Raw genomic sequence first — 22038 nt, 5'->3', positions numbered from 1 at the left:
CGGCGGCGGCGCGACTGGTCAAAGCGCCGCCGTCACCCGGTGGGACGGCGATAACAGTTTCGGCACGGCTAGCGCGTGCGCGTCAGCTCACGCATCGCGCGGTCCATGCCCTCAAGACTGAGCGGGTACATGCGGCCCTCCATCAGCGTCTTGGTCATCTGGATCGACTGGCCGTGGCCCCAGTGTTTTTCGGGCGTCGGGTTGAGCCAGACGGCGCTGTGATAGACTTCGGTGATGCGTTTCAGCCAGACCTCGCCGGCCTCGTCGTTCCAATGTTCGACCGAGCCGCCGGGATAGTTGATTTCGTACGGACTCATCGACGCGTCGCCGACGATGATGATTTTGTAATCATGCGCGAATTTGTGGAGGATATCCATGACGGGCGTACGTTCGGACCAGCGACGCTTGTTGTCCTTCCACATCGATTCATAGATGAAATTGTGGAAATAGAAGAATTCGAGGTGCTTGAATTCGGTGCGCGCCGCTGAAAACAGCTCCTCGCACAGCTTGATGTACGGGTCCATCGAGCCGCCGACATCGAGCAGCAGCAGCACCTTCACCGCGTTGTGGCGCTCGGGCCGCATGATGATGTCGAGATAGGCCTTTTTCGCGGTGCCGCTGACCGTTGCGTCGAGATCGAGTTCGTCGGCAGCGCCTTCGCGCGCGAACTTTCGCAAGCGGCGCAGCGCCACCTTGATGTTGCGCGTGCCGAGTTCGACATCGGCATCGAGGTTTTTGAACTCGCGCTTTTCCCAGACCTTGAGCGCCTTGCCTTGGCGCTTGCCCTGGTCACCGATGCGGACGCCTTCGGGGTTCATGCCGCCCGATCCGAATGGCGAGGTGCCGCCGGTGCCGATCCACTTGCTGCCGCCTTCGTGGCGCTTCTTCTGTTCTTCGAGGCGCTTCTTGAGCGTCTCCATGATTTCGTCCCAGCTGCCGAGCGACTTGAGCTTTTCGAGCTCCTCGTCCGAAAGGTTCATCTCGGCGACGATCTTGAGCCACTCCTCGGGGATTTCGACCTGCTCTTCGCCGTAGACGGTCTCGATGCCCTTGAAGACCTTGGCAAAGACCTGGTCGAAGCGGTCGAGCAGCGCCTCGTCCTTCACATAGACCGAGCGAGACAGGAAATAGAACTCGTTGATGTTATTCTCGATTACGCCTTGTTTGAGCGCTTCGAGCAAGGTCAGATGCTCCTTGAGCGACGCCGGAATCTTGGCTTCGCGCAGTGCATCGAGGAAGTTCAGGAACATGGCAGTCCGATCGCATTCGAAGGCGGATTTCAGGATGCCAGTAAACGCTACAGTTGACGCCCGCGTCAACCCTGCTACGCGCAGGCACCGGGCGCGGGGTCAAGCCCGTAAACGCCTTTTGGGCGCCAGACATGCCGACCCCCGTAGAATTGCTTAATGATTGCGCGGCGCAAACCGCATATTGTTACACAACACCAATCGCACGGGGCACGAAGCACATGAAATTCGCAGTCATTCTGTTGGCGGGCTCTTCGCTGATGGCCACCGCCGCGATGGCGGCCAACGCCGACGCCATCTGGTACGGCGGCCACATCATTACCGTCGATGCCAAGGCGTCGACCGCCGAAGCCGTCGCGGTCAAGGACGGGCTGATCGTCGCGGTCGGCAAGAAGGGCGAGGTCGAAAAGGCCGAGCGCGGGCCGGCGACCGTCATGAACGACCTGAAGGGCAAGGTGATGACACCGGGCTTTGTCGATCCGCACAGCCATTTCACCTACGCGCTCGACATGGCCGATCAGGTCAATGCCTCGCCACCGCCGGTCGGTCCCGGCAACAGCCCGGCGGCGATCGTCGCGGCGTTCAAGCAATTCGCCACGGCGCGCAAGATCCCGGCGGGCGAGCTCATCGTCGGCTACGGCTATGATGAAACCCAGATGCAAGGTGGCCAGCCGCTCACCCGCGACATTCTCGACGCCGCATTCCCCAACAACCCGGTCTATGTCATCCATGTTTCGGGTCACGGCGCGGTGCTCAACAGCCTGGCGTTCGCCAAGTACGGCATTTCGGCCGCGACGCCGACCCCGCCGGGCGGCATCATCCAGCGCAAGCCGGGCTCGATGGAGCCATCGGGGCTGGTGATGGAAACCGGCTATCTGCCGGTGTTCCTGAACAAGCCGAAGGCGACTCCGGCGCAGGAAGTCTCGCAGCTCAAATTCGCGCAGGCCATGTATGCCTCGGCGGGCGTCACCACCGCGCAGGACGGCGCCTCGCACCAGGCCGATATCGCGTTGCTCCAGCGTCACGCCGCGGCGAACGAGCTGTATCTCGATATCGTCTCCTATGCGTTCTTCCTCGAACTCGATCCGATCCTCAAGGCCAATCCGCCCGCGACCTGGGGCAAATACAGCAACCGCTACAAGATCGGCGGCTGCAAGATCATCAGCGACGGCTCGCCGCAGGCCAAGACCGCAGCTTTCACCACGCCGTATCTGACCGGCGGCCCCAGCGGTCAGGTCAACTGGAAGGGCGAGCTCAGCGCCACGCAGGACCAGTTCAACACCGCGATGAAGCTGTGCTACGACAATGGCTTGCAGGTGCTGGTGCATGTCAACGGCGATGCGGCGGTCGATGCAGCGCTGCAGGCACACGAATATGCAGCGGCCGGCAGCCTCGGCAAGGACCGGCGCACGGTGCTGGTGCATTCGCAGTTCGCGCGGCTCGACCAGCTCGACAAATATGTGACCTACAAGATCATCCCGTCGATGTTCGCCGAGCACACTTTCTTCTACGGTGATGTCCATGTCGCCAACCGCGGCAAGACGCAGGCCTATTTCGAAAGCCCGCTCAAGACGGCAATCGGCCTGAAGCTGCTGCCGACCAACCACACCGACTTCAACGTCGCGCCGATCAATCAGCTGTGGACGATCTGGTCGGCGGTCAACCGCACGTCGCGCACCGGCGTGGTCATCGGCCCCGACGAGCGCATCACGCCGTACCAGGCGCTGCAGGCGATCACCATCAACAGCGCGCGTCAATATGGCGAGGAAGCCAGCAAGGGCTCGATCGAAACCGGCAAGCGCGCCGACCTCGTGATCCTCGATGCCAACCCGCTGACCGTCGCGCCTGACAAGATCAAGGACGTCAAGGTCGTCCAGACGATCAAGGACGGCAAGGCGATCTACACCGCGCCCTGATCACCGGCTTCAGGCTTCGTCGACGATCCAGCGCAGCGCATCGGCGTCGCGCAATGTGATGGTGCCGTAGCCGATATCGATCAACCCATCCTGCGCGGCCCGCCGCAGGATGGCGTTGACCGAATTGCGCGACAGATTGGCGATGGCGCCAAGTTCCAGCTGATTGACCGGTGCCAGCAATGGCCTGCGTTCGGGCGTTGCAAACCGCGCGCCGGCCAGCCTCAGCAGCGTGGCAAGGCAGCGGCGGCGGCTATCGGGGATCATCAGGTCGGCGGCAAGGTTGGTCGCAGCCTGCGCGCCGCGTATGGCGAGCACACCAAAATGGCGCCAGCCCTCGGGATGTTCGCTACCCAGCCGTTCGACCGCCGCCATCGGCAGATGCGCGAGCAGACTCGGCAGCCGTGCCGACATCGTCGCGTTTCGCGGCAGCCGCGTGAAGATCGGATCGATCCCGAACCACTCACCGGGGCAAAAGATGTGGCCGATCGTCAGATCGGGAATGCCGAGCGCCGTCAGCATGCCGATGGCGCCCGTTGCAACGCCGTAGATGCCGTCACCCGGATCCCCGACACGCGTCACTACATCGCCCGGCATCACATGCACCCAACGGCAGGCATCGAGCATCGCGATGCGGAACTCGCGGGGCAGGACAGCGATGGCACGATGTTCAAGCAGCTGCGCACGGCCGGCCGAAATTACGTTTGATGTCACCGGTCTTCGGCCAGAGTTCACGCTGCACTTCCCAAAATTGTGCAATTATTTTGCCCGCCGCTTGGTATTTGGCAAGCCGCTGTATCATCGGGTTTGGGGGAATTCACATGATCCGTCGCACTGCTCCGCTGCTGGCCGCTGTCGCCATTCTTGCGCTTGCCGCATGCAACAAGCCCGGATCGGCAACCGCGCCTGCGTCAGGAAATGGTGCAGACCTCATCATTCACGGTGGGTCGGTGCTGACGATGGACGGAGATACGCCGACCTATGTCGAAGCCGTCGCGGTAAAGGATGGAAAGATTCTGACAGCCGGCAGCGACGCCGATGTCATGAAAACCAGGGATGACCATACCGTCGTCAAGGAACTTGGCGGCAAGCTGCTGCTGCCGGGCTTCATAGACCCGCACAGCCACTTCATCGATTCACTTACCATGGCCGATCGTGTCAACGTCTCGGCGCCACCGGTCGGGCCGGCTTCGAACCCCGAGCAGATCGTTGCGACCTTGAAGGCTGCCGCTGCCAAGAAGGGGCTGAAGCCCGGCGAACTGCTGCTCGGCTGGGGCTATGACGAAAATCTGATGCCGGGCGGCGACCTGCTGTCGCGCGACATTCTTGACAAGGCTTTCCCGGATAACCCGGTCGGCATCATCCATGTTTCGATGCACGGCGCGGTAATGAATTCGAAGGCGATGGAAAAGTTCGGCTACACCGACGGCATGCCGACGCCCAAGGGCGGCATCATTGTGCGCAAGCCGGGTACCCAGGATCTGCAAGGGCTGGTCATGGAGACCGCCTATCTGCCGATGTACACGAAGCAGCCCGGACCGACGCGCGAAACCGAACTTGCCGACGCGAAGGCCGGGCAGCTGCTCTATGCCGCCGCCGGCGTCACCACCGCGCAGGAGGGATCGACGCACCAGGCGCAGCTCGAGACATTCCAGCGGGTTGCCAAGGCGGGCGGTTTCTTCATCGATGTCGTCAGCTATCCGTTCCTGACTGATGTCGATGCCATCTCCAAGACAACGCCGTTCACCAGCTGGGGCAAGTACGACAACCATCTCAAGGTCGGTGGTTGCAAGATCACCTCGGATGGCAGCCCGCAGGGCAAGACGGCGTGGTTCACGACCCCTTATCTGACCGGCGGCCCCGCCGGGGAGAAGGGCTGGAAGGGCGAGCCCGGCTTCCCCGTCGATGCCATGCAGGCGATGATGAAGAAATGCTATGACAACAACGTCCAAGTGCTATTTCACGCCAATGGCGATGCGGCGATCGATTTCCTGATCAAGACGCACGTCGCCAGCGCCGGCACCGACCCGTCCGCCGACCGCCGCACCGTCTGCATCCACTGCCAGTTCATCCGGCCCGACCAGATCGCGGCGTTCCGGAAGTACAACCTCATCCCGGCACTGTTTACCGATCACACCTTCTTCTTCGGTGATACGCACATCAAGAACCGCGGTCTCCAGCAGGCGAGCTTCATCAGCCCGATGAAAGCCGCGCTTGCCGCAGGGCTGCGCCCGACCAACCACACCGATGCCTTTGTCGTGCCGATCAACCAGATGATGACGGTGTGGACCGCGGTGAACCGGCCGCTGCGATCGGGCGGTACGCTGGGCCCCGACCAGCGCATCAGCCCGTATCAGGCGTTGCAGGCGATCACCACGAGTGCCGCCTATCAATACCGCGAGGAGGACAGCAAGGGGCGCATCAAGCCCGGCATGCGTGCCGACCTCGTCATCCTGTCAGCCGACCCGAACAAGGTCGATCCGATGACCATCAAGGACATCACGGTCATCGAAACGATCAAGGACGGTAAGACAGTCTATCCGGCAAGCTAGGCCGGTTCGGTGTTGCCGCGCGTCGGTGAAATGCCGCCCATCGTCAGACCGCCGTCGACGGTGAACTCGCTGCCGGTCGAATAGCTTGAATCGTCGCTGGCGAGGTAGAGCACCAGCTTCGACACTTCGTCGGCGCGCGCGATGCGGCCGATGGGGTAGTCGTAGCCGCCGGTGTTGAGGCCTTCGGCCATCGGTGTGTCGATGATGCCGGGGTGCACCGAATTGCAGCGCACGCCAAACGGCGCGAGTTCGGCCGCGACCGATTTGGTCAGCCCGCGCAGCCCGAATTTCGACGCTACATAGGCATGGCCACCCGCTGCACCGCGCAGGCCGGCGATCGACGAGATGTTGATGATCGACGCGTTCCCCGATGCCACCAGCGTCGTCGTCGCTGCACGGATGCCGAGGAACGGGCCCGTCAGATTGACGTCGAGAAAGCGCTGCCACATGTCGAGCGGGTGATCGACAATCGGCGCGCCGCCGAAGATGCCGGCGTTGTTGACCAGCACGCTCAGGCCGCCGAATGCGCTGACGCACAGCGCCACCGCCGCGGTCCAGTCGTCGGGCTGGGTGACATCGAGGTGGATGTAGCGCGCGCTGTCGCCAAGTTCGGCGGCGAGTGCGGCGCCTTCGGCATCGAGAATGTCGCCGATGACCACCTTGGCACCCTCGGCGACGAACAGCCGCGCATGCGCTGCCCCCATGCCACGCGCGCCGCCGGTAATCAGCGCCACCTTGCCGGCCACGCGTCCGCCTGTTGTTGCCATTGTTCGATCTCCCCGGAGTAGCTGTTTTTCGTTGTGGAACGACACTGGCGGCATCGTCCGGATTCGGCAAGTCGAGGATTGCCGGGTCGATTTGAAGCCTTGCAAGCCACCGTATCCATTCGGCAATATGCGCATCGGATCAGGGGGATTCAGGTGATGCACGGCGCGAAATGTGCGGCTTTATCGGTCGGGCTGGCGGCGGCGCTGGTGGCGCTGCCCGCGCGGGCGGCGCGCATCGATGACCGCTACTATCTGTCGGTTTCGGCGTACAAGCCGCATATCAACACGACGTTGCAGATCAGCCTGCCGGGCTTGCCGGTCGACGGCACCGCCATCGATATCGAAAACGATCTCGGTATGGCCGATTCGGAATGGCTGCCGGCGTTCGAAGCCGGCATGCGGCTCGGCAACCGCTTCCGCATCGAGGCCGAATATTACCGGCTGTCGCGCTCGTCGAGCGATACGCTGCGCCGCAGTATCGTCTGGGAAGATGTCACCTATGATGCCGGCGTCGATGTCGACAGCAGCTTCGACACCACCGTCTATCGTGGCACCATCGGCTATTCGTTCGTCAAGACGCCGCAATGGGAGCTCGGCGCCGATATCGGCGCGCATGTCACCGATTTCGCTGCCTCGATTTCGGGGCAGGGGCGGGTCAATTCGGTCGTCATTCCGATTGATCAGCGGCGCCAGCAGCAGCTCGTGCCGCTGCCCACGATTGGCGCCTTTGTCGCCTGGGACATCAACAAGACCTTCTCGCTGCAAGGCCGCATCGACTGGCTGTCGCTGACTGTCGGCGACTATAGCGGCGGGCTGACCTATGTCTGGGCCACCGCCAATGCCCGCGTAATGAACCATGTCGGGCTCGGCATCGGCTGGCGCTACGTCCACTATAGCCTCGATGTGTCACGCCCCGACTGGGAGGGCTTTGTCCGCTACAACTACAGCGGCCCGGCGTTCTTCCTCAACATCGGTTTCTGACGCCACACAAAGCAAACCGGCCCCGCTCGGGTTGAGCGGGGCCGGTCTGGCGATTGCAGTAAGCGCTGGTTTTACTTGGCAGCAGGTGCCGCAGCAGGTTCGGCAGCAGCCGGTGCCGCAGCCGCAGCGTCCGCAGCAGGTGTCGCAGCAGCCGCATCGGCAGCTGGTGCAGCGGCAGGTGCTTCAGCCGGCACCGCCGGCATCGGCAACGGCTTGGCGCTCTGCGAATTGAGATAGGCGATCAGCGCAGCGCGGTCTTCCGGCTTGCTGATACCCGCGAATGCCATCTTGGTGCCCGGTGCATAGGTCTTGGGGCTCGACAGCCACTCGTTGAGCGCCTTCCAGTCCCAGGGCTGGCCCTTGAACTTCATCATCGCGTCAGAGTAGGCGAAGCCGGGCATGTGATCATGCGGGCCGCCGACGACGCCGTACAGGTTCGGACCGATACCGGCAGCACCGCCCGGCGTGATCGTGTGGCAGGCGGCGCACTTCTTGAAGATCGCAGCGCCCTTTTCGGGGCTTGCCGAGGCGAGGTAGAACTCAATCGGCTTGTCGACATTCTTGACCGACGCCAACGCTGCACCTTCGGCTTCAACGCCTTCGATGACATAGGCCTGTGTCTTTAGCGCGTGCGGCGCGAAGATCATCCCGCTGACGATCGACAGGCCAAGCACCGCGATGCACGCAGCCAGCAGCCAACCCGCAAATTTGTTCCACTCGAAACTGTCCACCCAGCGTCTCCGGCCGTTGATTTGCCCCGGGCCTCGCCCAGATATGCGCACTCCATAGTTAGCGCGCGGTGCGCTCGCAAGCAAATGATGGTGGTGTGTGCACAGCAGCCGCACGCGCTCGCCAAACTTGACCTGCGCGCCCGCCTCAACCAAAGCGGCGCGCATGGACTCCTATCCCGCCCCCGCGCGCCAGCTTGTCGAAGCCATGCGCACAGCCGCTGCTGCCGATCCGGCGCGCGCGGTGGCGTTTCAGGGCGCGCCCGGCGCCTATTCGCACCAGGCCGTGCGCGAGCTGTTCCCTGACTGGCTGGCGCTGCCTTGCTTCGGTTTCGAGGATGCGTTGGCCGCTGTCGTCGACGGCCGCGCCGAAGTCGCCGTCATTCCGATCGAGAACTCGCAGCACGGCCGCGTCGCCGACATCCACTTCCTGCTGCCCGAATCAGGATTGTCGATCATCGCCGAGCATTTCGTCCGCGTCCGCCACTGCCTGCTCGGACTGCCCGGCACGCGCCGCGAAGACATCAAGCGCGCGCTGAGCCACCCGCAGGCGATTGGCCAGTGCCGCACGCGCCTCAAGGGCTGGGGCATCGCCAGCGAAAACTACGCTGACACCGCATCTGCGGCGGCGTACGTGGCCGAAACCGGCAACCCAGCGTTGGCCGCGGTCGCGTCACGGCTGGCGGGCGAACTCTACGGCCTCGACGTGCTCGCCGAAGGCATCGAGGACGCCGACCACAACACCACGCGCTTTGTCGTGCTGGCACGCCACCCCGTTACGCCCGCCGACGATGTGTCGGTGCGCACGACGCTGATGTTCGAAGTCCGCAACGTCCCCGCCGCGCTGTTCAAGGCGCTCGGCGGCTTCGCCACCAACGGCGTCAACATCACCAAGCTCGAAAGCTATCTGCGCGGCGGTAGCTTCTCGGCAGCCGAATTCTACGCCGATGTCGATGGTCGCCCGAGCGATCCAAACGTCGCGCTGGCGCTCGAGGAACTGGCGTTCCACAGCAAATGGGTGCGCGTGCTCGGCACCTATCCGTCGGCGCGCGACCACGGTTAGGCTGAAGGGCCTCCGGCGGGCAGGCCTGAGGCCTGCACCCGATTGCTGCCGGTGCCGCAACAACCGAGTTTGGATATCGGTCACCGGAAATTGTTGGGTGCAGGCCTCAGGCCTGCCCGCCGGAGGCTCTTGAATCTAATCGGCAATCCACTCCGCCAGCAGCGTATGCGCAATCGCCAGCGGCGGCGGCGCGTGCCAGTCGCCATTGCCGGCCATGGCGGCGCGGACCTCGTCACGGCTGACCCAGCGCGCTTCGGCGATTTCGGCGCGGTCGAGCGTCAGTTCGGTCGAGGTGGCTTCGGCGAACGCGCCGATCATCATCGATGACGGGAACGGCCAGGGCTGGCTGGCGATGTAGCGGACGCGGCCGATGTTGATGCCGACTTCTTCGTTGAGCTCGCGCGCCACGGCTTCCTCAAGGCTTTCGCCATGTTCAACAAAGCCGGCGAGCGCCGAGAAGAAGCCGCGCGGGAACTGCGGCCCGCGGCCGACCAGCGCCTGGTCGCCGTGGATGGCGAGCATGATGACGACGGGGTCGGTGCGCGGGAAATGTTCGGTCGAGCAGGCGGCGCAGAAGCGCACATAGCCGGCTTTTTGCATTTCGGTCTGGGCACCGCATTTGGCGCAGAACTTGTGGCGCAGATGCCAGTCGAGGAGCGAGCGCGCCTGCGCGACAATGGCGGCGCGGCCGTCATCGAGCTGGGCACCGACGGCGCGGGCATCGGTGGCGCGGCCGGGCAGGTCGGTGGCGGGCGCGACGCAGGCAAAGCGCGGCGCATCGCCGTCGAGACCGAGGAACACCGTCAGCGCGTCGTGCGGCACATCGCTGCGGTGGCACCACAGCAGGTCGAGCGCGCCGCCCATTTCGCTGGCTTCGGTGGTCGCCATCACCGGCTTCAAATCGTCGAACACCAACCAGCGCGCGCGCGGGTCCGACCGTAGCGCAATCAGTGCCGCGGGGTCGCGGCGCAGTGCATCGGCGCGGTCGAGCGTCGAGCCGGTGAAGCCGACTTTGGGGGTGCGGACGTGTTCAAACAGGTCGGTCATTCAGGCGGCCTTTTCATCAACGCGGTCGGTGTTCAAATGCGCCAGGGCATGACGTGCAGCCTTGGCGAAAACCGTGGGTAGCCCGATGCGGTCGATTTCGGCAAGCGCAACCCATGTGGCGCCCGCCGGCAGTGCCACGCTGCGCCCGTCGTTCAGCGTCGCGGCCATGACCACCAGCTCGAGTTCGAAATGCGTAAAGACGTGGCGCACGCTGCCCGGCAGCAGCTGCCACGTCGCATCGGCAGGTGGGGCAAGTGCCGGTCGCACCGTCGCCCATTCGTCGCTTGGCAGCGCCCGCATGCCGCCGAGCAGGCCGCGCGGCGGGCGTTGCGTCACCAGCACCGTATCACCGGCGCGCAGCCAATAGATCGTGCCTTGCCGCGTCGGCCGCGCAACCTTGGCGGCCTTCACCGGGAAGCGAGTCGGCGTTTGCAGCTTGAGTGCCGCGCAGCCGGCGGCGACAGGGCAGGCGGGGCAATCGGGACTGCGCGGCGTACATATGGTCGCGCCGAGGTCCATCATCGCCTGCGCATAGTCGCCGCAGCGCTGCGTCGGTGTCAGTTCTGCCGCCAGCGCGTGCAGCGTCGGCTTGGCAGCGGGCATTGGTGTCTCGACGGCATAGAGCCGCGCCACAACACGTTCGACATTGCCGTCGGCAACCGTGGCATGCGCGCCAAAGGCAATCGCGGCCACCGCCGCCGCCGTATAGGGGCCAATCCCGGGCAGTTTGCGCAGCCCGGCCTCGGTGTCGGGAAAGCGACCGCCATGATCGGCAACAACGCTTCGCGCGCACGCCAGCAGATTGCGTGCGCGGGCGTAGTAGCCCAGCCCGGCCCAGGCCTGCATGACATCGGCATCTTCCGCCGCCGCCAGCGCCGCGACAGTCGGCCAGCGTGTGATGAACAGTTCGAAATAGCCCTTAACGCTGGCGACCGTCGTCTGCTGCAGCATGATTTCGGACAGCCAGACGCGGTACGGATCCGGCGGTGGCGTGCCCGGCGGGCTGCGCCAAGGCAGCGTCCGGGCGTTGACGTCGTACCAGTCGAGCAGACGCCGGGCGTGGTTGTAAGGTGCAGATGAATCGACGCGCATGGCGTTGCTATGGCATGGACAGGGCGTGACTGAAATCGAATCAAAGAACCCCGGCGCCCCGCGCTCGCGGCGCCCGCGCGCCATCAGCGAGCTGATGCCCGATGTCGGCGGCGCGGCGTTCCGCCGCTTCGGTTTCCAGCAGAGCGCCGTCGTCGCGCGCTGGGCCGAAATCGTCGGCGAACAATATGCCCAGCACTGCACCCCCGAAGCGCTGAGTTTCCCGACCGGCAAGCGCAGCGGCGGTACATTGCGCGTCGTCGTCACCGGTGCCTTTGCGCCACTGCTCAAGGCGGTCGAGCCGCAGATCATCGAGCGGGTGAACCGCTTTTTCGGCTACGGCGCCGTCGACCGCGTCGCGCTGCGCCACGGGGACATGCCGCACAAAGCCCCCAGGGCAGCCAAGCGCGCCGGTGAACCCATGGCGCCCGAAACCAGCGCGACGCTGCGCGATATTGCCGACCCCGAACTGCGCGACGCGCTGCAATCGCTGGCGATCGCGTTGGGATCGACAAAAGGGCCGCCGATTATTCGCTAAAGCCGCATCGTTGCCGTTGCACATCGGGGGCACGCAGTGGCACAAGGCGCAATCTAGTTTGTTTGTGGAGAATTGACTCATGATGACCGCTGGCGGCGCCAATCTGCGCAAATCGCTGACGCTCGTTGCGGTGCTCGCGCTTGCCGCGTGCGACAATAGCGCGTCGGATGCTGCGACCGGCACCAAGACCAAGGCCGCCGCACCCGCTGCTGCCACCGCGACCAAGGACTGGACGACGGTCGTCGCGGCGACGCCCGAAGGCGGCTTCCGCATGGGCAACCCTAACGCACCGGTCAAGCTGCTTGAGTTCGCGTCGCTGACCTGCCCGCACTGCAAGGACTTCCACGAAGAAGCCATGGCGACGATCAAGGCCAAGTACATCGCGCCGGGCAAGATCAGCTATGAATACCGTAGCTTCGTACTCAACGGCCCCGATTTTGCCGCCGCGATGCTGGCACGCTGCCAGGGTCCCGAAGTCTTCTTCAACCTGCTCAATGCCTTCTACGCCAACCAGTCGGTGTGGACCGAGCCGTTTACCAAGCTGACCGACGCCGATTCGAAGCGGCTGGCTGCACTGCCGCAGGATCAACAGATCGGCGCGCTGGCAGTTACCGGCGGGCTCGACGGCTTCATGCGCACCCGCGGCATGCCGCGCGCCAAGTTTGACCAGTGCCTCAGCAACAAGGCCTCGTTCGACCAGCTGACCAAAATCCGCACCGACGCGGTCGAAAAGTACAAGCTGACCGGCACGCCGACCTTCGTCATCAACGGCGAGACGCAGGCCGACACCTACAACTGGGCGACGCTGCAACCGAAGTTGCAGGCGGCGGTTAAGTAAGCCGCGCGGGAGCCGGGGGGCAGTGCACTTCAGACGACTTCGCCTCGCCGGCTTCAAGTCGTTTGTCGAGCCGACCGAACTGCGTATCGAACCCGGGCTGACCGGCGTCGTCGGCCCCAACGGCTGCGGCAAATCCAACCTGCTCGAAGCGATTCGCTGGGTCATGGGCGAAGGCTCGGCGAAATCGTTGCGCGGCGGCGGCATGGAAGACGTGATCTTCGCCGGCACTGCGATGCGGCCGAGCCGTGAATTCGCCGACGTGACACTGGTGCTCGACAATGAAGACCGCGGTGCGCCGGCCGGCTTCAACGACAGCGACACCATCGAGGTCCAGCGCCGTATCGAACGCGGGCTGGGTTCGGCGTACCGGCTCAACGGCCGCGACGTGCGCCAGCGCGACGTCCAGCTGCTGTTTGCCGATGCCGCGACCGGCGCACATTCGCCCGCATTGGTCAGTCAGGGCCGCATCGGCGCGATCATCGCCGCGAAACCCGTCGAGCGCCGCCAGTTGCTCGAAGAAGCTGCCGGCATTTCGGGGCTGCACGTCCGCCGCCGCGAGGCCGAAATCCGGCTGCGCGCCGCCGACGCCAATCTGCAGCGGCTCGATGATGTGCTGCGCGGGCTGGAGGCGCAGGCGGCAACGCTGCGGCGGCAGGCGCGGCAGGCCGAACGCTACCGGCAATTGTCGGACCGCATCCAGGTCGTGGAGGCGCAACTGCTGTTCGCACGCTGGCGGGCCGCCGCCGATGCTGCTGTGGCGGCGCGCCAAGCCGCTGCCACACTCGAAGCTCAAGTCACCGAGGCGACGCGCACCACGGCACGGCTGACGACGGTGCAGGCCGAAGCCGCCGCCGCGCTGCCGCAGCTGCGCGAGGCCGAGGCCGCGGCCGCCGCTGCGTGGCAGGCACAGGTGCAGGCCGGCAATGCCGCCAACGCCGAACTGCTGCAGGTCGAACGCCGCCAGCGCGAACTCACCGCCGCCACCGACCAAATCCGTCGCGACCTTGAACGCGAGCAAACCTTGGCCGCCGATGCGGGCGCCGCAAGCCAGCGCCTCGACGACGAATCTGCGAGGCTGCAGCAGCGGCTGGCCGACGCGCAGGTGCTGCTCCCCGAACTGAGTGCGGCAGTAGCAGCGGCGGAGGCTGATGCGACATTGCGCGAAACCGAACTCGCCGCCGCCATCGAGGCGCACGCACGCGCCGCCGCCCAATCGCGCGCGGCGCTGACGGCGGTCGAAAGCGTGCGCAACCGCCTGCTGCGCACCGAATCGGAAGCGGCGCGCGTGGCGCGCGAGCTCGATGCCGCGCTCGAAAACAGCGGTGGCGGCGCCGACGTCAAAGCCGCCACCGACGCCGTCGAAGCCGCCGTCGCACAGCTTGAGGCCGCCAACGCCGCCGTCGCCGCATCGGGCGTACAGCGCCGTGAAGCCGAGGGCGGACGCGAGGCGCTGCAATCGGCGTGGCTGACGGCGCGTGGCGCGCTCGCCGGACTGACGTCGGAGCGCGCGGCGCTCGAGCGCCAGCTCGCATCGCTCAAGGATAGCGCCCGCGCGCCCATCGCCGATTCGATTACGGTCGGTGCCGGCTATGAAGCCGCGCTCGCCGCCGCGCTGGGTGACGACCTGTCGGCACCCGATGGCAAGCAGGACGCCGGGCGCTTCTGGGAACTCGCGGCGGGTGCTGCCGATCCGGCCTTGCCGGCGGGTGCTGAGCCGCTCGCCAACCACGTCAAGGCGCCGGCGGTGCTGCAGCGCCGGCTGGCGCAGGTCGGTGTCGTCGATGATGCCGCCAGCCTCATCGGCCAGCTCAAACCCGGACAGCGGCTGGTGACCAAGGCGGGCTGGCTGTGGCGCTGGGACGGGTTCCGAGCGTTCGGCGGGCAGGGGCAGGCCGCTGCCGAGCGCTTTGTCGCACGCAACCGCCTCGCCGAACTGTTGCTCGAAATCGAACGCGGCACGGCCGATGAAGCTACTGCCGCAGCGGCGCGCGAGGCCGGTGCCAGGGCGCTCGCCGACAGCGTCGCTGCAGAGGAAGCCGCACGCAGCACGCGCGACCAGGCCGACCGCACGCTCGCTACCGCCCGCACCACGCTGGCGCGCACCGAATCCGAACATCAGCGCCGCGAAGCCAATGTCGGCGCGCTGCGTTCGGCAGTCGCACGGCTGAGCGCCGAAGCCGAAAGCGACCGCGCCGAACTCACCGCCGCCAGCGCTGCCGCCGAACTGGCGGTTGATCTCGCAGGCCTCGCCGATACCGCGACCAAGGCGCGCGCCGCCGCCGAAACTGCGCGTGCTTCACTTGCCGCCTCGCGCGCTCGGCAAGCGGTCGTCACGCGCGACGTCGAAGGCGACCGGACGCGTCTCACCGCGGTCGATGCCGAGCGCAAGGGGTGGACCGAACGGCTGGCGGCGAGCGCGGCGCAGCGCGTCAGCCTCGAAGCGCGTGCCGCAGCGATTGGCGAGGAGGCGCTGCAACTTGCCGCGCGGCCCGACGAAATCCGCGCGCTGCAGGCCGATATCGCGACGACACTCCAGTCACTCGACGCCCATCGTCAGGCGGCGTCGGCGACATTGCGCGATTCCGAAGCCACGTTGCGCAAGCTCGACCAGGAACTCCAGGCGGCTGTCGGCGAACAGGCGTCAGCGCGCGAGGCCCGCGCCACCGCGATCGCCAACGCCGACCATGCCGAGGCGCGGCGCGCCGAAATCGCCCAGCTCAGCATCGAAAAGTTCGGCGCCGCGCCGCTCCACTTGCCCGAAAAGCACGGCTTCGACGAAGCCAATGTCGGCCAGGCCGCCGACCTTGGCGGCGCGCTCGATGCGCTGGTCGCCGAACGCGAACGCATCGGGCCGGTCAACCTGCGCGCCGAAACCGAACTCGACGAACTCGAATCGACGCGCACTGGTTCGGCTGCAGAGCGCGAAGAACTTGAAACCGCAATCGCGCGGCTACGCGGGAGCATCGGCTCGATCAACCGCGAGGGCAGGGTGCGGCTCCTCGAAGCCTTCAAGCAGGTCGATTCGCATTTCCGCGACCTGTTCGCGACGCTGTTCGCCGGCGGTGCCGCGCATCTCGAACTCATCGAGTCGGATGACCCGCTCGAAGCCGGGCTTGAGATCATGGCGCAGCCGCCGGGCAAGAAGCTGCAATCGCTGACCTTGCTGTCGGGCGGCGAGCAGGCGCTGACTGCCGTTGCACTGATCTTCGCGCTGTTCCTGACCAATCCGGCGCCGATCTGCGTGCTCGATGAAGTCGATGCGCCGCTCGACGATGCCAATGTCGAACGCTTCTGCGATTTGCTCGACCGCATGGCGACGACCACCGCCACACGCTTCCTGATCGTCACGCACAACGCCGTCACGATGAGCCGCATGCACCGCCTGTACGGTGTCACCATGGCCGAACAGGGCGTCAGCCAGCTGGTATCGGTCGATCTGGCGCGCGCCGAGTTGCTGCTCGCCGCGCAGTGATGTTGCGGCGCGCGGCGCTTTGATGTTGCTGCGCGCAGCGCAGTGATGCTGCACCCGCTCACAAAACCCACCGCTGCGGTTGACTTGGAAATGCCGCGCTACTAGAGGAGCGGGGCTTCGGTGGGCGACCACCGAAATCCGGTGGCTTGCGTTGGCCTTTTTGGTCGGCGCCGGCCGCATAGTTGGGGGTTTGCCTCGCGTGAACACGCCACGCTCGACCGACGAGCTTGCAGCGCTTGATGCGCAGCTTGCCGAAGCGCGGGCGCGGCTGATGCCGACGGCAGATCCGCGGGCAGTGGCGTCTTCGGCGCTGGCCCAGGGTTCCCGCTATGCGCTCGAAATCGTCGCCGGTACGGCTGTAGGTGGTTTTCTGGGGTGGCAGCTCGACCGTTGGTTGGGCACAAAGCCCTGGATGGCCTTGTTGTTTTTGCTGCTGGGTTTGGTGGCGGGGTTCATGAACTTGATGCGCGCGGTCAACCGCGAGGCAGCAATCGTGAACGCTGAACCGGTGCCGCCCGGCGTCGCGCCTGATCAAGAAGGGCAATAATACCGTGGCGAGTCCGCTCGAACAGTTCGAACTTCACAAGCTGGTGACGGCCGACGTCATGGGTTATGACGTGTCGTTCACCAACTCGGCGATGTTCATGGTCGTGACCGTCGTTCTGGTCGGCCTGTTCCTCGTGCTCGGCATGCGTAACGCCAAGCTGATCCCTGGTCGCTGGCAGACGGCAGTGGAATCCATGCACGAATTTGTCGTCGGCATGGTCGACGAGAATATCGGCCCGAACGGCCGCAAGTATGTGCCGTTCATCTTCGCACTTTTCATGTTCGTGTTGTTCGCCAACCTGATCGGCCTGATCCCGTTCGCGTTCACGACGACCAGTCATCTGGCGGTGACCTTCGCGTTCGCCAGCTTCATTTTCCTGCTGTGCATCGCGATCGGTTTCGCGCGCCACGGCCTGCATTTCTTCTCGCTGTTCGTGCCGCCGCAGACGCCTATCGTGCTGCTGCCGCTGATCGTGATGATTGAAATGATCTCGTTCCTGACGCGTCCGTTGACGCTGTCGGTTCGTCTTTTCGCCAACATGACGGCAGGCCACATCCTGCTCAAGGTGTTCGCCGGCTTCATCATCAGCCTCGGCCTTGCCGGCGGCATCTGGTCGGCGGTCGCGGTGTTGCCGATGGCAATGAACATCGCGCTCTACGCGCTCGAACTGCTGGTTTCGGTCGTTCAGGCCTATGTGTTTGCACTCCTGACCTGCGTTTACCTGAACGATTCCATCAACCTCAGCCACTAATCGGCTGTTTCTTAACGTTAATCGAAGCAAGGAAACTAAAATGGACGCTGCTGCAGCAAAGCTTATCGGCGCTGGTATCGCCACTTTCGGCATGGGTCTCGCCGCTCTGGGCGTGGGTATCATCTTCGGCATGTATCTCCAGGGTGCGCTCCGCAACCCGGCGGCTGCCAACTCGCAGCGTCCGAACCTGCTGTTCGGCTTCGCCGTGACCGAAGCTCTCGGCATCTTCTCGTTCCTTGTTGCGCTGATCCTGCTGTTCGTCGTCTGAGCCTACAGGCTCGCCGGACGCTTACGGACAAGAGGGTTAAATGCCGCAATTTGAACTCGCCAACTGGTTGCCACAGGTTGCGTGGCTGATCCTGACTTTCGGGGTCATGTACCTCGTCGTCCGGGCAGCCTTGCCCAAGGTTGAAGCCGTCAAGCTCAGCCGTGCCAAGGTGATCAGTGACGATCTGGGGCATGCCGACACGGCCAAGACCGACGCACAGTCGGTCGAGGCCGCGTTCCAGGCTGCGCTGGTTGCAGCACGCACCACCGCGACCAAGGTGACCGGTGACACCAAGACGAGCGCGGCAGCGGACGCCGCCGCGCGTCTGAAGGAAATCGACGCGGCGCTTGCCGCCAAGGCCGACGCGGCGCAGGCGGCCCTCGCCAAGTCGCAGGCCAAGTCGCTGAAAAGCCTGGAAGCTGTGGCGACCGATGTGACGGGTGACATGGTCGAACGCCTGACCGGTCGCCGTCCGGCCGCCGACGCCGCAGCCTCGGCTGTCGCACAGGCTTCGGCATAGGATACGATCGATGACCGAAGCCACTGCCACGCCGACCGAAGCCCTGCCCGTCGATGGACAGCCGCTTGCCGCTCAGGCGACCGAAGCGACGACCTCGGCAACCGTTCACGCCGAAGAAGCACATGAGGAAACCTGGGGCCTTAACGCTGAAGGTTGGGTCGCGGTTGCGTTCCTGATTTTCGTCGGTCTGCTACTCTATCTGAAGGTCCCGAAGCTCCTTGCCGGCGCGCTCGACGGCCAGGCCGCGCGCATCAGCAACGACCTCGCCGAAGCCAAGCGCCTGCGCACCGAAGCCGAAGCGCTGCTCGCCGACTATAAGGCGCGCGCCGAACAGGCCGGCCGTGACGCCGAATCGATCGTCGCCAACGCGCATGCCGAAGCCAAGAACATCATCGACGATGCTGCCAAGCAGGTCGAAGGCGTCATCGCACGCCGCACCGCGATGGCCGAAACCAAGATTGCCGCCGCCGAGCGCGCCGCCGAAGCCGACCTGCGCAGCCGCGCCGTCGATCTCGCGACGCAGGCTGCGCGCCGGCTGATTGCCGCCGAATCGGACGCCAAGTCGCATGCCGCGCTTACCGCGGATGCCATCGCCGACTTGGCGCGTGGCCTGTCGTAAACGCGACGGAGCCACAAACCAGTGACCAACCACACGCCGGTTACCCGACGATAGGGCACTACGCCGCCTGCGATGACGCAGCGCGGTGTTTCCCGCGTCCGGTAACGGATTTGGCTTGCGACCCGCAAACGGGCCGAACTTCACTGGAAACTGCCATGCAATTTTGTGCTGCCGGCGTCGATGACGCGGCCCAGGTCGACCATCTGCTCGACAAATGCTTCGGCATAGACCGCCACCAGCGCACCGCGTATCTGCTGCGCCGTGGCGCGCAGGCCATTGCCGGCCCGACGATGGTGGTGCGCGAACACGGGCAGATCATCGCCTCGGTGCAATATTGGCCGGTGGCGCTGGTCGACGATGCGGGTCGCCAATTTACGCTGACCCTGCTCGGCCCGATCGGCGTCTCCCCCGACCAGCGCGGTCGCGGCATCGGCGTTGAACTGATGCACAAATCGCTCGCCGTCGCCGATGCGCTGGGCTGCGGCCCCGTCGTGCTGATCGGCGACGTCGAATATTACACGCGCTTCGGCTTCCGCGCCGATGCCACCGCGGACTGGCGGCTGCCGGGGCCGGTCGAGCAGCATCGCGTGCTGCTGCGCAACCCCGGGCGCGTCAATTTGCCCAAGGTCGCCCGGCTGCTGGCGTGTGCCGACGCTTACATTGCCGCGCCAACGGTATAGACTGCGCGCCGATGAACGACGCACCCACCGAGTCCCGCATAAGCAACGGCCCCATGGGGCTGGCCGATGTTGCGCGGCTGCTTGCCGAGCGCAAACTGCCGCCGGTCGACAAATGGAACCCGACGCATTGCGGGCCGAGTGACATGCGGATCGCGCGCGACGGCACCTGGTTCCACACCGGCACGCCGATCGGCCGGCCGGCGCTGGTCAAACTGTTTTCGACGATCCTGCGCCGCGAGCCCGATGGCAGCTTCGTGCTGGTGACGCCGGTCGAAAAGCTCGACATCGAAGTCGAGGACGCGCCGTTCGTCGCCGTCGAACTGACCAGCGAAGGCGAGGGCACCTCACGCCGCCTCGGCTTCCGGCTCAACACCGACGACTATGTCATCGCCGGGCCGGGCAACATCCTGCGCGTCGAAACCGCGCCCGACGGCACACCGCGACCCTATATCCACGTCCGCGCCGGCCTCGAGGCACTGATCAATCGCGCAGTGTTCTACGAAATGGTCGAGCTGGCGCTGAACGAAGGCGCATCGCCGCCCGGCCTGTGGAGCGAAGGCTGCTTTTTCGCGTTCGCACCGGCGCCGCTATGACGGTGACCACCGCATGACGCTGGCACGACGGCTGGCCGCTGCCATCAACGCGACTCCGGGCCAACCGCATCGCGGCGACTGGGACCTTGCCCCGAACACCGGCTTCGAGCGGCGCCCCGAACTCAAGCCGGCGGCCGTGCTGGTGCCGTTCGTCAACCGCGCGCAGCCGACATTGCTGCTGACGCGGCGCACGGCAGCGATGCGCAACCATTCGGGGCAGGTGGCCTTCCCCGGCGGCCGCGTCGATCCCGAAGACGATGGCCCGGTCGCCGCTGCACTGCGCGAGGCCGAGGAGGAGGTGGCGCTGGCGCCGCGCCATGTCCATGTCATCGGCACGACCGACAATTACGAAACAGGCACGGGCTACAGCATCACCCCCGTCGTCGGCATCATCCCGCCCGACCTGCCGCTGGTGCCATCGGCGAGCGAAGTCGCGGCGCTGTTCGAGGTGCCGCTCGAGTGGCTGTTCGACCCCGCCAACCACGAACTGCGCGAGACCGAGTGGCAGGGGCGAATGCGACGCTATTATTCGATGGATTGGCAGGGCGAACATATCTGGGGGGCGACCGCGGCGATGATCGTCAACCTAGCGCGACGCCTGAAATGAAGCTGGTGGCGCAGCCGTGGATGCAATTGGCCGGCACGCGGCGCGTGCTGGCGGCGCTGCCCGGTGCCAGGTTCGTCGGTGGTGCGGTGCGCGACGGGCTGCTTGGGCTGCCGGTCACCGATGTCGATGTGGCGACGCAGTTGCCGCCGCAAACCGTCGCCGAGCGACTGGCGGCTGCCGGCATCAAGGTCGTGCCGACGGGCATCGCGCATGGCACGGTGACCGCAGTCACTCCCGAAATCTCGATTGAAATCACCACGTTGCGCCGCGACGTCACCACAGACGGTCGCCGTGCCACCGTCGCCTTCACCGACCAGTGGCAGGAGGACGCGGCGCGCCGCGACTTCACCATCAACGCGCTCTACGCCGACCCCGACACCGGCGAGATTGACGACTACTTCGGCGGCATGGCCGATTTGGAAGCACGCCGCGTGCGCTTCATCGGCGCGCCGCTCGAACGCATCGCCGAGGACCATCTGCGCATCCTGCGCTTTTTCCGCTTCCACGCGCGCTTCGGTATCGGCGCGCCCGACGCCGACGGCATGGCGGCATGCACGGCGCGCGCCAATGACCTGATGGCACTGTCGCGCGAACGCATCCGCGACGAAGTCTCCAAACTGCTGGTGGTCACCGACCCGACACCGACCGTCGCGCTGATGGTGGGCGCCGGCATCCTGCGCCCGGTGCTGCCCGAAATTCTGCCTGACGGTGCTGCACGGCTGGCAGCGCTGGTCGCGGTCGAGCCCGAACCTAACTGGGTGCGGCGCCTCGCGGCGCTGCTGCCCGTCGATACCGCGCTGCTCACCGAAATCGCCTATCGGCTGCGGCTGTCGAACGACGAACGCCGCCGGCTGGTGGCCACCGCGACGCGCTTTGACGCCGCCGAAATGTGGCGCTTCGCCTGGCATGACGGCGCCGCATCGGCCATCGACCGCTTGCTGCTCGATGCTGCTATCCATCCCGAAAATGTGGCCCACGCCGCCACGCTGGCAAACTGGCAGCGCCCCAAAATGCCCGCAACCGGCCGCGATTTGATTGCGCGCGGCGTCACCGTTGGCCCCGATGTCAGCCGGCGGCTGGAACTGTTCGAAACGGCGTGGATCGATGCAGGCTTTCCGCTCGATTCGGCGCGAGTCGGCGAATTGCTAGATAGAGCCTCCGGCGGGCAGGCCTGAGGCCTGCACCCATTTGAAGAACGCCATACAATCGGGTGCAGGG

Annotated in this window: 22 protein-coding genes; 16 read left to right on the top strand and 6 right to left on the bottom strand. The window is 65.5% G+C overall.

The window, feature by feature from the left end; genetic code table 11:
- Positions 1-68: 68 nt before the first annotated feature.
- Positions 69-1250: a vWA domain-containing protein gene (locus EUV02_RS05635; protein ID WP_135245185.1), complete on the bottom strand. Its 1182-nt coding sequence runs from the start codon at positions 1248-1250 to the stop codon at positions 69-71.
- Between the two features lie 218 nt (positions 1251-1468).
- On the opposite strand from EUV02_RS05635, the gene EUV02_RS05630 reads away from it, so the two are divergent.
- Positions 1469-3163 (top strand): amidohydrolase, encoded by a 1695-nt coding sequence (locus tag EUV02_RS05630; RefSeq protein WP_207790116.1) that lies wholly within the window; start codon positions 1469-1471, stop codon positions 3161-3163.
- A 9-nt stretch (positions 3164-3172) separates the two neighbouring features.
- Here the strand turns inward: EUV02_RS05630 and EUV02_RS05625 are convergent, their stop codons facing one another.
- A complete protein-coding gene (locus EUV02_RS05625; protein ID WP_135245184.1) occupies positions 3173-3874 on the bottom strand; it encodes a Crp/Fnr family transcriptional regulator in 702 nt (233 codons plus the stop codon).
- A 107-nt stretch (positions 3875-3981) separates the two neighbouring features.
- On the opposite strand from EUV02_RS05625, the gene EUV02_RS05620 reads away from it, so the two are divergent.
- Positions 3982-5712 carry an amidohydrolase gene (locus EUV02_RS05620; RefSeq protein ID WP_207790115.1) on the top strand — a complete coding sequence of 577 codons (1731 nt, stop codon included), beginning with the start codon at positions 3982-3984 and terminating at the stop codon, positions 5710-5712.
- Here the strand turns inward: EUV02_RS05620 and EUV02_RS05615 are convergent.
- The gene (locus EUV02_RS05615; protein WP_135245183.1) at positions 5709-6479 is read right to left on the bottom strand and encodes an SDR family oxidoreductase; all 771 of its coding nucleotides are present in this window, start codon (positions 6477-6479) and stop codon (positions 5709-5711) included. The two genes, EUV02_RS05620 and EUV02_RS05615, sit on opposite strands and share 4 nt — an antisense overlap.
- Positions 6480-6635: 156 nt before the next feature.
- Here EUV02_RS05615 and EUV02_RS05610 point away from each other — a divergent pair, with 156 nt between their 5' ends.
- Complete coding sequence (locus EUV02_RS05610) at positions 6636-7460, top strand: hypothetical protein (protein ID WP_135245182.1); 825 nt, start codon at positions 6636-6638, stop codon at positions 7458-7460.
- A gap of 71 nt (positions 7461-7531) precedes the next feature.
- Here the strand turns inward: EUV02_RS05610 and EUV02_RS05605 are convergent, their stop codons facing one another.
- Positions 7532-8191: a c-type cytochrome gene (locus EUV02_RS05605; protein ID WP_243445777.1), complete on the bottom strand. Its 660-nt coding sequence runs from the start codon at positions 8189-8191 to the stop codon at positions 7532-7534.
- A gap of 163 nt (positions 8192-8354) precedes the next feature.
- Here EUV02_RS05605 and EUV02_RS05600 point away from each other — a divergent pair, with 163 nt between their 5' ends.
- A complete protein-coding gene (locus EUV02_RS05600; RefSeq protein WP_135245181.1) occupies positions 8355-9251 on the top strand; it encodes a prephenate dehydratase in 897 nt (298 codons plus the stop codon).
- Positions 9252-9386: 135 nt separating this feature from the next.
- On the opposite strand, the gene nudC is transcribed toward EUV02_RS05600, so the two are convergent.
- Together nudC and mutY are read right to left on the bottom strand one after the other, a co-directional pair.
- Positions 9387-10298 (bottom strand): NAD(+) diphosphatase, encoded by a 912-nt coding sequence (gene nudC / locus EUV02_RS05595; protein WP_135245180.1) that lies wholly within the window; start codon positions 10296-10298, stop codon positions 9387-9389.
- On the bottom strand, positions 10299-11390 hold the full coding sequence (gene mutY, locus EUV02_RS05590; protein ID WP_135245179.1) for an A/G-specific adenine glycosylase: 1092 nt from the start codon (positions 11388-11390) through the stop codon (positions 10299-10301).
- A gap of 25 nt (positions 11391-11415) precedes the next feature.
- Between mutY and EUV02_RS05585 the strand changes: the two genes are divergently transcribed.
- The 12 genes from EUV02_RS05585 to EUV02_RS05530 all read left to right on the top strand — a co-directional run bounded on the left by EUV02_RS05585 (position 11416) and on the right by EUV02_RS05530 (position 21995).
- Positions 11416-11925, top strand: a complete 510-nt coding sequence (locus EUV02_RS05585; protein WP_243445776.1) for a DUF721 domain-containing protein — start codon at positions 11416-11418, stop codon at positions 11923-11925.
- Positions 11926-12004: 79 nt separating this feature from the next.
- Positions 12005-12763, top strand: a complete 759-nt coding sequence (locus tag EUV02_RS05580; RefSeq protein WP_135245177.1) for a thioredoxin domain-containing protein — start codon at positions 12005-12007, stop codon at positions 12761-12763.
- Between the two features lie 22 nt (positions 12764-12785).
- Positions 12786-16235 (top strand): chromosome segregation protein SMC, encoded by a 3450-nt coding sequence (smc, locus tag EUV02_RS05575; RefSeq protein WP_135245176.1) that lies wholly within the window; start codon positions 12786-12788, stop codon positions 16233-16235.
- Positions 16236-16434: 199 nt separating this feature from the next.
- Positions 16435-16782, top strand: a complete 348-nt coding sequence (locus EUV02_RS05570) for an AtpZ/AtpI family protein (RefSeq protein WP_243445775.1) — start codon at positions 16435-16437, stop codon at positions 16780-16782.
- A 4-nt stretch (positions 16783-16786) separates the two neighbouring features.
- Complete coding sequence (locus EUV02_RS05565) at positions 16787-17533, top strand: F0F1 ATP synthase subunit A (RefSeq protein ID WP_135245175.1); 747 nt, start codon at positions 16787-16789, stop codon at positions 17531-17533.
- Positions 17534-17573: 40 nt separating this feature from the next.
- Positions 17574-17801: a F0F1 ATP synthase subunit C gene (locus tag EUV02_RS05560; protein ID WP_135245174.1), complete on the top strand. Its 228-nt coding sequence runs from the start codon at positions 17574-17576 to the stop codon at positions 17799-17801.
- A 40-nt stretch (positions 17802-17841) separates the two neighbouring features.
- A complete protein-coding gene (locus tag EUV02_RS05555) occupies positions 17842-18321 on the top strand; it encodes an ATP synthase subunit B family protein (RefSeq protein ID WP_135245173.1) in 480 nt (159 codons plus the stop codon).
- A gap of 10 nt (positions 18322-18331) precedes the next feature.
- Positions 18332-18940, top strand: a complete 609-nt coding sequence (locus EUV02_RS05550; protein ID WP_135245172.1) for a F0F1 ATP synthase subunit B family protein — start codon at positions 18332-18334, stop codon at positions 18938-18940.
- Between the two features lie 155 nt (positions 18941-19095).
- The gene (locus tag EUV02_RS05545) at positions 19096-19620 is read left to right on the top strand and encodes a GNAT family N-acetyltransferase (protein ID WP_135245171.1); all 525 of its coding nucleotides are present in this window, start codon (positions 19096-19098) and stop codon (positions 19618-19620) included.
- Positions 19621-19631: 11 nt separating this feature from the next.
- Positions 19632-20213 (top strand): DUF1285 domain-containing protein, encoded by a 582-nt coding sequence (locus EUV02_RS05540; RefSeq protein ID WP_243445774.1) that lies wholly within the window; start codon positions 19632-19634, stop codon positions 20211-20213.
- Between the two features lie 13 nt (positions 20214-20226).
- The gene (locus tag EUV02_RS05535) at positions 20227-20820 is read left to right on the top strand and encodes a CoA pyrophosphatase (protein ID WP_135245170.1); all 594 of its coding nucleotides are present in this window, start codon (positions 20227-20229) and stop codon (positions 20818-20820) included.
- Positions 20817-21995: a CCA tRNA nucleotidyltransferase gene (locus tag EUV02_RS05530; protein ID WP_135245169.1), complete on the top strand. Its 1179-nt coding sequence runs from the start codon at positions 20817-20819 to the stop codon at positions 21993-21995. The genes EUV02_RS05535 and EUV02_RS05530 overlap by 4 nt, the downstream gene beginning before the upstream one ends.
- Positions 21996-22038: the final 43 nt, after the last annotated feature.

Source organism: Glacieibacterium arshaanense (assembly GCF_004681125.1).
Taxonomy (GTDB): domain Bacteria; phylum Pseudomonadota; class Alphaproteobacteria; order Sphingomonadales; family Sphingomonadaceae; genus Polymorphobacter_A; species Polymorphobacter_A arshaanense.
This window is presented reverse-complemented; position numbering and strand designations above follow the sequence as displayed.

Bases quoted from the DNA above. Each gene is read 5' to 3' on its own strand.
- EUV02_RS05635 (WP_135245185.1), bottom strand. From the start codon at position 1,250: ATGTTCCTGAACTTCCTCGATGCACTGCGCGAAGCCAAGATTCCGGCG.
- EUV02_RS05630 (WP_207790116.1), top strand. From the start codon at position 1,469: ATGAAATTCGCAGTCATTCTGTTGGCGGGCTCTTCGCTGATGGCCACC.
- EUV02_RS05620 (WP_207790115.1), top strand. From the start codon at position 3,982: ATGATCCGTCGCACTGCTCCGCTGCTGGCCGCTGTCGCCATTCTTGCG.
- EUV02_RS05615 (WP_135245183.1), bottom strand. From the start codon at position 6,479: ATGGCAACAACAGGCGGACGCGTGGCCGGCAAGGTGGCGCTGATTACC.
- EUV02_RS05610 (WP_135245182.1), top strand. From the start codon at position 6,636: ATGCACGGCGCGAAATGTGCGGCTTTATCGGTCGGGCTGGCGGCGGCG.
- EUV02_RS05600 (WP_135245181.1), top strand. From the start codon at position 8,355: ATGGACTCCTATCCCGCCCCCGCGCGCCAGCTTGTCGAAGCCATGCGC.
- nudC (WP_135245180.1), bottom strand. From the start codon at position 10,298: ATGACCGACCTGTTTGAACACGTCCGCACCCCCAAAGTCGGCTTCACC.
- mutY (WP_135245179.1), bottom strand. From the start codon at position 11,390: ATGCGCGTCGATTCATCTGCACCTTACAACCACGCCCGGCGTCTGCTC.
- EUV02_RS05580 (WP_135245177.1), top strand. From the start codon at position 12,005: ATGATGACCGCTGGCGGCGCCAATCTGCGCAAATCGCTGACGCTCGTT.
- EUV02_RS05560 (WP_135245174.1), top strand. From the start codon at position 17,574: ATGGACGCTGCTGCAGCAAAGCTTATCGGCGCTGGTATCGCCACTTTC.
- EUV02_RS05555 (WP_135245173.1), top strand. From the start codon at position 17,842: ATGCCGCAATTTGAACTCGCCAACTGGTTGCCACAGGTTGCGTGGCTG.
- EUV02_RS05550 (WP_135245172.1), top strand. From the start codon at position 18,332: ATGACCGAAGCCACTGCCACGCCGACCGAAGCCCTGCCCGTCGATGGA.
- EUV02_RS05545 (WP_135245171.1), top strand. From the start codon at position 19,096: ATGCAATTTTGTGCTGCCGGCGTCGATGACGCGGCCCAGGTCGACCAT.
- EUV02_RS05540 (WP_243445774.1), top strand. From the start codon at position 19,632: ATGAACGACGCACCCACCGAGTCCCGCATAAGCAACGGCCCCATGGGG.
- EUV02_RS05535 (WP_135245170.1), top strand. From the start codon at position 20,227: ATGACGCTGGCACGACGGCTGGCCGCTGCCATCAACGCGACTCCGGGC.
- EUV02_RS05530 (WP_135245169.1), top strand. From the start codon at position 20,817: ATGAAGCTGGTGGCGCAGCCGTGGATGCAATTGGCCGGCACGCGGCGC.